The following is a 9,493-nucleotide window of genomic DNA, read 5'->3' on the forward strand; positions in this document are numbered from 1 at the left end:
GGTCAGACGGCCGGGTTCGGTACGAGGCCGTCAGCAGTTCGGGCACGCCGAGACAAGGCACAAGCTTCGACGAAGCCGCCGAAGAGACGGCGGCGGTCCTGCATCGGGCCGTCGTCGTCCTCGGGATGCCACTGCACGCCGATCAGCCACCGGTCAGGGTCTTCAAGACCCTCGATGATGCCGTCGTCGGCTCGGGCGGCGACGACGAGGCCCGCACCGAGGGCGTCGACCGCCTGATGATGACCGGAGCGGCCGACAATGCTCTCGGCACCGAGGAGTGCCTGCAGGCGGGTGCCCGATTGGATGTGGATCCTCTCATCGACGAACAGTGGCCCGACGTCACCACCACGGTGAAGGGCGAAGTCCTCGATGTCGGGGATGATCGTCCCGCCACGGTGGACGTTCAGCAGTTGGGAGCCACGGCAGATGCCGAGGATCGGGCGAGCGGCTTCTTCTGCGGCGGCGATGGCGGTGAGGGCGTCGCGATCAGCCCGGAGGTCCACGCCATAGGAGCGCGGGGCTTCCGAGAGCGCTGAGCCGTAGCAGGAACCGTCGATATCGCCGCCACCCAGTAGCAGCAGACCGTCGCACCGCGCCGGCAAGGTCGGGTCCGCAAGCGGCATCGAGGTGTCGACGAGCTCGTACGACGCCCCGAGCTCGACCAGCGTCTCCAGAGCCACGCGGGTGAATCGCCGGACCAACCCCGCCATCTGCTCGTCCAGGTCGGGGAAATTGAGCGACACCACCACCGCGATGTGCGCCACCGGGTCATGCGCAACCGGCCGCAAGGGCGTCACTTCTTCGAGCCGGACCACGATGGTCATCCGTTGTCCCTTCTCTTCTGGGCCCGCTCCACGAGATCGGCGAACAATGCCGCATCGGTGACGGATGTGAGGTGCAGGTCCTCGGGATGCCACTGCACGCCGAGAATGTCGGCATGCCGATGCTCAATCGCCTCCACGACGCCGTCCGCTGCGGTGGCCGACACCATCAGGGCCGGAGCCAGCTGGTCGACAGCCTGGTGGTGGTATGACGACACCGATACGTGCTCCGCGCCGACGACGGCATGCAGCCGCGAACCGACCACCACCTGGACGTCGTGCACCTCATTGCGGTGGTTCACTGTGGTCTCGTACAAGTGCTGGTGGAGTGTGCCCCCCAGCGCAACGTTGACAGCCTGCATACCACGGCAAATTGCCAGAGTCGGGATCTGCAGGGCAATCGCCGCGTGGGCCGTCCCGAGGTCGAGGTCGTCCTGAAAGTCCAGGACGTCGACAGTCTGCGGGGCTCTGTCCTGGCCGTAGCGCTCTGGTCCCAGGTCTTGTCCGCCCGGCATCAGCAGGCCGTCGAAGCGCCGAAGCCGGAACTCAAGTCCGGTGATCGGGTCGGCGGCGACGCCGTGCACCACAACCGGCTCACCATCTGCGGCGTACACCGCCTCACAGATCGCCTCGGCGGCGAGGGTGGCGCTGAACCGCAGGATAGGCACTGACTCCGCGCGACGGCCGATCACCGCTATCAGAGGTCGCATTCAGGCCTCCGCGAAGGGGTAGTCCAGGGTGGGCAGCCAGGTGTCCCAGGCCGTCCGGTGGCGCCCGTCGGCCACCACACCGGCCAGGGCGCGGTCGAGTTCCGCGAGTAGGTCGGGACGGTCCTTGGCCACGCCGATACCCCATCGATTGCCGGTCTCGACCGTGAAGGCGACCTCGAAGCGCGGGTCGTTCTCTCCCAGCGGCACGAAGACGACGTCGTCATCGACGACAGCGTCGACTGCACCGGCCTCCAGTGCTGCGAGCATGTCGCCGTATACGTCGTCGGAACCATCGTTGCCGAAGGGGACCAGGAGGGCGCCCTCGAAGGTCTGAGCAAGCGCCATGTTGGTGCTGCCATCGATCGCTGCCACGCGACGGCCGACGAGATGGGCCGCAGAGGTGACGCATGCCCCTCGGCGGACGAGCACGCTCTCGTGGAAGATCGCGTAAGGCCTCGTGAAGTCGACCTGGGCCTGCCGGGTGGAGGTGATGCCCTGGCCACAGAGAACAGCATCCGCACCGTGGGCCTGGACGGTCGGGATCATCTCTGCCCACGGCACGCGAACCCATTCGACCGGCCGGCCGAGTTCGGTGCCAAGAAGGTCAGCCACGGCCGGCTCGAAGCCGGTGCGTCCGTTCTCGGCGCTCCACAGCGAGAACAGCGGCGGGGCGTCCGCATCGAGGCACGCCAGCCGCAGCGGCGTCGCTGCGGTCACGGCGTGTCGTCCCAGTACGTCGCACGCTCCCAGTCGGTCACGTGGCCGCAGAAACGTGCCCACTCGTCAGCGTGGTAATCCACGAGCAGCGTGGAGAGCTCGTCACCGAGGGCGCTCGTGATGACATCGTCGCGGCGGAACGCGCTGATCGCCTCGCCGAGGCTCATGGGCAACTCTGGAAACCGGGTGTCCTGGGCGCCCACGTACGACGACCCCTGGTCGGGTTCGCCAGGCTCGATTTCCTTTTTCAGCCCGTCCTCGAAGGCGGCGATCATGACCGCGTGTGACAAGTAGGGGTTCACTGCAGCGTCGGGCAGCTTGTACTCCAGCCGGCCGTTCGCTGAGAGCCGGACCGTGCAGGTCTTGTTGTCCATGCCCCAGTTGATCTTCGAGGGAGCGAACTGACCGCCGTCCCAGTAGCGCTTGTAGGAGTTGACTGTCGAGCCATTGACGAGCATCGCGCCGGCCGAATGCGTGAGGAGACCACCCAGAGCGTGACGGCCCTCCTGTGAAAGGTGCAACTCGGTCACGCCGGGGTTCTCGAGCACATTGACGCCGTCACGCCACAGGCTGAAGTTGTGGTGGCACCCGTTACCCATCATGCCTGTGGCGGGCTTGGGCATGAAGCTCGCCTCGATGCCGAGCTCGCGTGCGACCTGCTTGCAGATCTGGCGGTAGGTGATGAGCCGGTCGGCGGTGAGATCCGCGTGGTCGTACATGAAGTTGAGCTCGACCTGGCCCGCGTCCTCATAGTCGCCTTCGATCATGTCAAGGCCCAGCTCTTGGGCGTACGCGATCACCTTCTTCACGATCGGCCGATTTCGCTCAAGGTGCTCGATGTGGTACGAGGGGCTCGACTGAGGGCGGAATCGGCCCTCCAGGCCTTCTCCCTTCCAGGTCATCTCCGGCTCACACCCAGCACGCATTTCCAACCCGGTCCGCTCCGTGAACTCACGGTGGACGCGGCGCAGCACGCCACGGGTGTCACAGGCATACGGGGCTCCCGCGCCCTCCGCCAGGTGGTCAGGTTCGTAGAGCCGACAGAAGATGCGAGCGAACGAGGTATCCCACGGCAGCACGGCGAAGGTCTCAAGGTCGGGAATCGCGGTGTACTCGGGTGCGTTGACGCCGCCACCCAACAGGATGCCCTCGCGGGTCGTCTGCAGGTTCGCGGCCGCAGTGCGGTGCTGTTGCACTCCCTTCACCGCGGCCCGCTCGAGGTGCCGGGCTGGCATTACTTTGCCGACCACGCGGCCGGTGATCGACACTGACTGGTAGTAGACGTGCTCGACGCCGCGCTCCTTGATCGTCGCGAGGGCGGCGGCCAGATGTGGACTGGACGCATTCTGATGCCGATGTTGGTCGAGGGCACTGGTTGTCATGATCTTTCCCTGTCTCGTCGGGAGGTCCGGGTCGTAAGGTCTGGCCGAGTCGGTCAGACGGTCGGAACCGGGGCGGCGAACGCAGCCCGGAGCTCGCGCTGCCGGTCCGCGGTGAGGTTGATGGCGAGAGTGCCCAGGTGGCGTCCGGCGTGGTGGTAGGTCGCCAGGAGCCCGCCGGCCAGATGCTCGGGATTCCCCTCTTCAACGCGCACTTCGTCTCCCAGAGCCGGCGAGCCGAAGCTCTGGAACCGAAGGTCACCCTGGTCGCTCCAGAACGACGGCACGGGAGCGAACACCACCGGAGCGGGTTCCTCACCGGCGAGCAGGGCGACAAGCGTGGCAGCTGCCCGCTTGGCGGTGTCGGTAGGAGTCGACCAGTGCTCGACGCGTCGAGGCGTGTCATCGAACAGCGGGTTCGGGAAGCGGACGATGTCACCGGTCGCCACAGTCGGCCGAGCAGACCCAGTATGGAGCTGGTTGTCGGTCAACACGCCGTCGGAGAGGTCGAGGCCGTTGCCGGCCAACCACTCGGTGTTGCACACCGATCCCACTGCCTCGACGACGACATCAGCCGGGATCTCCTCGCCCGTGTCGAGGAGCACACCGGTGAGGCGATCAGTACCCGTGAAGGCGATGACGCCCGCGCCGATGACAAATCGGATCCCTGTCCTCTCATGGTGGCGCTGGACCGCGGCGGCCAGGGTCGCTCCGACCACGCGGGCCATGGGCGGGCCGGCCGGCTCGATCACGGTCACGGCGTGGCCCAGTGATCGCAGCGTCGCGGCGGTCTCGCATCCTATGAACCCTGCGCCGATGACGACGACATGCTGTGGTCGGGTCAAGATCGCCTCACGGAGCGCCTGGCAGTCCTCCACGGTCCGGAGCACATGCCGACCGTCCAGAGGACCTGGCACTGCGAGCCTGCGAGGCCGCAGTCCAGTCGCGACCACGAGGCCGTCGTACGAGAGGGAGCGGCCCGCTACGGTGACCAGGACACCGTCGGCAAGATCGGCCGAGGCCACCGGCTCACCAAGCCGGAATTCGACGTCTGCCGTGCTGGCTCGGCGCCTGAAGGCCAGTCGTCCGGCGAGGTCCGCAGCCGTCGTAGCCCGCTGATCGGCCAGCACGTCCTTGGACAAGGGCGGTCGGTTGTAGGGCAGGTACGGCTCAGCACCCACGACCGTGATGGGGCCGGTGTGCCCAGCGCTCCGGAGCTGCTCGGCCGACCTCAGGCCGGCAAGCGACGCCCCGACCACCAGCACCCTGGGCTGGGCAGGCATCAGTCCTCGATCAGGATGGCCTGGACAGGACAGACATCCGCCGCCTCTTCGGCGTAATCCCGCATCGAGGCATCGGGTGCGCCGTTGTACTCGAGATGCCCCTCTTCGTTGATGTGGAAGACGTCCGGGGCGGCGATGGCGCACTGGCCGTGGTCCTGGCATAGCGACATGTCGACAGTGACCTTCATGGGAACTCCTGGTGTGCGTGGTGAGGGAGCAGAGGTGTCAGGGGGCTGGCGTGAACCCGATGGGCAAGGTCACCGGCCCGGTGTTTCCGGAGTCGGGCAGCCATTCGGAACCCGGTAGGAGGCGGATGTCGCGCATCCGTCGTGCCAGCAGGGGCAGCGCCTCGCTCATGTCCGATCGAGCCACGAAGTGGCCGAGACAGTGGTGGGCACCCCCGCCGAATCCGTAGTGCGGCTTGCGGTCAGCCGTGATGTCGAAGCCTGCCGGGAACACGCGTGGATCCGTGCCGGCGGACTCGCTGTAGAGGTGGACCGTGGTGCCGGCGGCGAGGTCGAGCCCTTCGAACGTGAAGTCCTCAAGCGCCTCGCGGGTGACCCAGCGGACGGTCGGATTGACCCGCATGACTTCCTCGACGGCCTTGCCACCGAGATCGGGGCGGTCGGCGAGCAGGGCCCACTGGTCCAGGTTCTGGCTGAAGGTCTGCATGGCCAGGGCGAGCTGGTTGCGGGTGGTGTCGAAGCCACCGAAGATCAAGAGAACCATGCCGTCACGCAGCTCGTCGTCATTCAGCCTGCCGTCCTCGACCCGCGAAGCGTTGACCAGCGCCGTGACGAAATCCCCGCTCGGGTTGGCCCGACGATCAGCGATGAGCTCGTCGCAGTAGTCGTAGAGCCGGGCGAGAGCTCCCTCGATCTTCGGCAGGTCCTCACGCAGAGTCACGCCCATTGCCAGCCCGATTGTGGTCGACTCGCGGGCGATGATCGGCCATTCCTCCTCCGGGAGGCCGAGCATGATCGCGATCACCCTGGCGGCGTACGGCTCGGCGAACTCCTTCACGAACTCGCACTCGTCCTTCTTCGCGTAGCCATCGATGAGCTCGGTGGCGAGGGCCTGGAACCGCGGCACCAGGCCGCCGATCAGCTTCGGCGAGAACGCCGGGTTCATGAGCCGACGGAGACGGTGGTGCTCGGCGCCTTCCTTGTTCAGAATCCAACTGGCCCACCACCGTGCGAAAGGGCCAGATGTGACCCCGTTGTGGGCCGGCCAGGCGACGCTCCCCTGACGCAGCTTGGGGTGCTTGAGCAGCCTGCTCATCTCGTCGTATCGGAGCACCGCGATCCCGTAAGGAGTGGTGGCGTACCAACTCTGCTCGCGGGCAGCGTGTACCGCCGCGGAGGTGATCGAGAACGATGGATCGGCAACATCCAGGACGGGTGTGGCGCCTGCGGTGAAGGCCGGCATGGGCAACCTCCGGAGTCTGTCTGGGGCGACTGGACGCCTAAGCCTCTAAAATTAGAGTTTTATTGTCAAGACGTTGGCCATGGGTGATCCCCTGTTCCAGCGCCGCGTTCGGCGAATCGATGCCTTGACCTTAATGCTCTAAGCAAATAGCTTTTCTGCCACCTTCGCCCGGGCATACCTCGTCCCCGTCGCAGACAGGAAGATCGCATGAGCAGTTCGATCCCGCCGTCGGTGAAACCTGGCGGCCACACCCCCCACGACCACGACGACGCCGAACACCTGAAGGCTCTGGGCTACGCCTCCGAGTTCAAACGAGACATGAGCGCGTGGGCGAACTTCTCGCTCGGGTTCACCTACCTCTCGCCCGTCGTCGGCGTGTACACGCTGTTCGCCTACGCGCTGGCCACCGGCGGCCCCCCGATGATCTGGAGCTTCCTGCTGGTCGGTCTGGGCCAGTTCACGGTGGCGCTGGTCTTCAGCGAAGTGGTCGCCCAGTTTCCGGTCGCGGGCGGGGTCTACCCGTGGGCGCGGCGGCTATGGGGGCGCCGTTACGCCTGGATGACCGGATGGGTCTACCTGGTCGCGCTCCTGGTGACCATCGCGTCGGTCGTGTACGGGGCGGGGCCCTACATCGCCAGCACGCTCGGCTTCGAAGCCAATGTCAACACCACCATCATGTGCGCGCTCGGCCTGTTGGCGCTGGCCACGGTCATCAACCTCCTCGGGACCAAGGTGCTCGCCGTTGCCGCCATGGTCGGATTCACTGCCGAGATCGTCGGTGCGCTCGCGGTCGGGGTCTGGCTCCTGATCACCCATCGAGAGCACAGTCTTGGGGTGCTGTTCGACAGCTTCGGCACCGGCACCGGCGGTGGCTACCTCTGGGTTTTCGCCGCAGCAGCGCTGATCGGCGTGTACCAGTACTACGGCTTCGAGGCCTGCGGCGACGTCGCCGAGGAGGTACCAGACCCCGGACGCCTGATCCCCAAGGCCATGCGCCGGACCATCTACATCGGTGGCGCGGCAGCAACCTTCGTCTGCCTGGCGCTCGTGCTCTCGGTGAGCGACATCCCTGCCGTCATCTCGGGTGAGGATCCCGATCCGGTCAGCACGGTCCTCAACGACGCCTTCGGGGCCACCGGCGCCAAGGTCGTACTCGGCATCGTGTTGCTGTCGTTCCTGTCGTGCGCGATGAGCTTGCAGGCTGCGGCCAGCCGCCTGGCCTACTCTTACGGCCGGGATGGGATGATCATCGGCAGCGCGCTGCTCCGGAGGTTCTCGCCGACCCGGCGCGTCCCACCGTACGCACTGATCCTCGCCGCGGTGGTACCGGCAGCGATTGTGATCGGGTCGAAGATCTCCACCGACGCGATCACGAAGATCATCAGCTTCGCGGCCTTGGGGATCTATATCGGCTTCCAAATGGTCGTCGTGGCCGCTCTCCGGGCGCGACTCAAGGGTTGGGTGCCGTCAGGCAAGTACACGCTGGGGCGTTGGGGTCTGCCCGTGAATGTCGCGGCCCTGATCTACGGGATCGTGGCCATCGTCAACATGGCTTGGCCGCGCACTCCGGATGCTCCGTGGTATGACAACTGGATTGTTGCGCTCTCCGGGCTCGTGGTCATCGGAGCCGGCCTCGTCTACATGATTGTGCACCCCCTGCACGACCGGAGCTCTGGACCGTACGCCGATGCCGTGCCTGAGAATCGGACCAAGGCCTGAACCTTCTCGATCACGTGTCAACGGGGTGGGATCCCGGAAGATCCCGCCCCCTTCCGGTTGCGCAGTGCCCCGTGTCCCCGCGGCGAACGCCGGCGGACAGGCTGTATTCGGGTATCACTCGTAATCCTCACGGCCACGCTGACGTTTGTGTAATGGGCGCTGGGCAAGGGACGGGAGACCTGTGACGGGCGGGAGAGCAGAACCACGTCCGCGGCGGGTCTCCGTCCGCGAGCCGCCCTGCGACTGCCTCACTGGTGCGCGTCGTCCCGGAATTCATACCAAGGCCCGATCACGTGCCGGACATCGCCTGGCCGGCTCGCCGGGCTCCGGACATAGCCCGTGGCCGTCGCCTTCGGACCGGCCGCCTCATGACCGCCCTCGCGGCAGAGATGCCGACCGCACCTGGGACGACCGGCTACGCGATCTTGCCGGAACCGTGGTGCTCATCCTCTCGCCGACGTCGGTATACGTAGGCTCACCACGGCGACCGATCCATACGGAATGCGGCAGACCGCAGCAGCACGTACATCGCGCTTTTGATGTCGCGCCTCGTGTCTCGACGTTCACCGAGGAAGAAGGTCGACAGCCTTCCCAAGGTGCGAAGGCAGAGTCTGCGAGGATAGCCACATGGATGGCTGAGGAGGGGAACTGCAGCGATCCCACATGACAACCTAGCGAGACCGATGGGGCAGGCCGCTTGGCGGCGAAGGGGGTCCTACTTCGGCCAAGCTGTCCCAAGCGTCCGACCGGACAGGCCCGGGATGAGGGCCACCGGCGCCGCCAAGGGGTCACAGCTCGTACATCGGCGCGCACGCACGAGTAGGCCTGTATTCGTCCGGCCGCAGCGCGGTTGATTTCATTTTGTGCCAGGCCTGGCCGTGGGAGGGGAACGCGACGTGTCCGGACTGACGCCACTGATTTCACCCGCGTTCTCGGGTGGCCACGCCGACGAAGTGGTGCAACGAATTGGCGAAGCCATTCATCTCGGTCTCCTCTCTGACGGCGAACGATTGCCGGCCGAGCTTGAACTTGCCTCCCAGTTCAACGTGGCACCGATGACAGTGCGCGAGGCACTTTCGACCCTGCGGGCACAAGGGCTGGTGGAAACCAGGAGAGGCCGAAACGGTGGGTCATTCGTGTGCCGTCCCCTGGCTCCGCGCTTTGAAATGTCGCAGCAGCGTCTGGTCGCGATGACACTTTCCGATGTGCGTGACCTCGTGGACGAGCACCAAGCCATCGCTGGTCAATCGGCAAGGCTGGCTGCAGAGCGCGCATCGGCTGTGAACATTCGTCGGCTCTTTGGGTTCACGGAACAGCTGCGCACCGCAGCCCATGAAGGGGACTGAGGTTCCCCCAGTAGCACGGACACCCGAGGTGAGGTCACTCAGTGGTGTCTGAGGGCCGGTAGAGGCTCTCGAACGTGACGGGACTGTGCA

The 9,493-nt window shown here is 66.1% G+C and carries 9 protein-coding genes; 2 read left to right on the forward strand and 7 right to left on the reverse strand.

Annotated elements, in window-relative coordinates:
- Window positions 1-2 precede the first annotated feature (2 nt).
- Genes ABZS69_RS63860 through ABZS69_RS63890 form a run of 7 tightly spaced genes read right to left on the reverse strand, consistent with a single transcriptional unit; the run spans window position 3 to window position 6,338 of the window.
- On the reverse strand, window positions 3-824 hold the full coding sequence (locus tag ABZS69_RS63860; protein ID WP_355393855.1) for a gamma-glutamyl-gamma-aminobutyrate hydrolase family protein: 822 nt from the start codon (window positions 822-824) through the stop codon (window positions 3-5).
- Entirely contained in the window at window positions 821-1,531 is a 711-nt protein-coding gene (locus ABZS69_RS63865; protein WP_355393858.1) for a gamma-glutamyl-gamma-aminobutyrate hydrolase family protein, read from the reverse strand. The genes ABZS69_RS63860 and ABZS69_RS63865 overlap by 4 nt, the downstream gene beginning before the upstream one ends.
- Window positions 1,532-2,248, reverse strand: coding sequence for an ABC transporter substrate-binding protein (locus ABZS69_RS63870; RefSeq protein ID WP_355393861.1), 717 nt, complete (start codon window positions 2,246-2,248; stop codon window positions 1,532-1,534).
- The gene (locus ABZS69_RS63875) at window positions 2,245-3,630 is read right to left on the reverse strand and encodes a glutamine synthetase family protein (RefSeq protein ID WP_355393864.1); all 1,386 of its coding nucleotides are present in this window, start codon (window positions 3,628-3,630) and stop codon (window positions 2,245-2,247) included. The genes ABZS69_RS63870 and ABZS69_RS63875 overlap by 4 nt, the downstream gene beginning before the upstream one ends.
- Before the next feature lie 53 nt (window positions 3,631-3,683).
- On the reverse strand, window positions 3,684-4,910 hold the full coding sequence (locus ABZS69_RS63880; protein ID WP_355393867.1) for an FAD-dependent oxidoreductase: 1,227 nt from the start codon (window positions 4,908-4,910) through the stop codon (window positions 3,684-3,686).
- On the reverse strand, window positions 4,910-5,098 hold the full coding sequence (locus tag ABZS69_RS63885; RefSeq protein ID WP_355393870.1) for a ferredoxin: 189 nt from the start codon (window positions 5,096-5,098) through the stop codon (window positions 4,910-4,912). The genes ABZS69_RS63880 and ABZS69_RS63885 overlap by 1 nt, the downstream gene beginning before the upstream one ends.
- A 37-nt stretch (window positions 5,099-5,135) precedes the next feature.
- Window positions 5,136-6,338, reverse strand: coding sequence for a cytochrome P450 (locus ABZS69_RS63890; protein ID WP_355393873.1), 1,203 nt, complete (start codon window positions 6,336-6,338; stop codon window positions 5,136-5,138).
- 207 nt (window positions 6,339-6,545) lie between these two features.
- Between ABZS69_RS63890 and ABZS69_RS63895 the strand changes: the two genes are divergently transcribed.
- Together ABZS69_RS63895 and ABZS69_RS63900 are read left to right on the forward strand one after the other, a co-directional pair.
- A complete protein-coding gene (locus tag ABZS69_RS63895) occupies window positions 6,546-8,057 on the forward strand; it encodes an amino acid permease (protein ID WP_355393875.1) in 1,512 nt (503 codons plus the stop codon).
- Window positions 8,058-8,953: 896 nt separating this feature from the next.
- A complete protein-coding gene (locus ABZS69_RS63900) occupies window positions 8,954-9,403 on the forward strand; it encodes a GntR family transcriptional regulator (RefSeq protein WP_355393878.1) in 450 nt (149 codons plus the stop codon).
- Window positions 9,404-9,493: the final 90 nt, after the last annotated feature.

Source organism: Nonomuraea sp. NPDC005650 (assembly GCF_040605375.1).
In the GTDB taxonomy this organism is placed as follows: domain Bacteria; phylum Actinomycetota; class Actinomycetes; order Streptosporangiales; family Streptosporangiaceae; genus Nonomuraea.

Coding starts and splice junctions, on each gene's coding strand:
- ABZS69_RS63860 (WP_355393855.1), bottom strand. CDS start 824: ATGACCATCGTGGTCCGGCTCGAAGAAGTGACGCCCTTGCGGCCGGTT.
- ABZS69_RS63865 (WP_355393858.1), bottom strand. CDS start 1,531: ATGCGACCTCTGATAGCGGTGATCGGCCGTCGCGCGGAGTCAGTGCCT.
- ABZS69_RS63875 (WP_355393864.1), bottom strand. CDS start 3,630: ATGACAACCAGTGCCCTCGACCAACATCGGCATCAGAATGCGTCCAGT.
- ABZS69_RS63880 (WP_355393867.1), bottom strand. CDS start 4,910: ATGCCTGCCCAGCCCAGGGTGCTGGTGGTCGGGGCGTCGCTTGCCGGC.
- ABZS69_RS63885 (WP_355393870.1), bottom strand. CDS start 5,098: ATGAAGGTCACTGTCGACATGTCGCTATGCCAGGACCACGGCCAGTGC.
- ABZS69_RS63890 (WP_355393873.1), bottom strand. CDS start 6,338: ATGCCGGCCTTCACCGCAGGCGCCACACCCGTCCTGGATGTTGCCGAT.
- ABZS69_RS63895 (WP_355393875.1), top strand. CDS start 6,546: ATGAGCAGTTCGATCCCGCCGTCGGTGAAACCTGGCGGCCACACCCCC.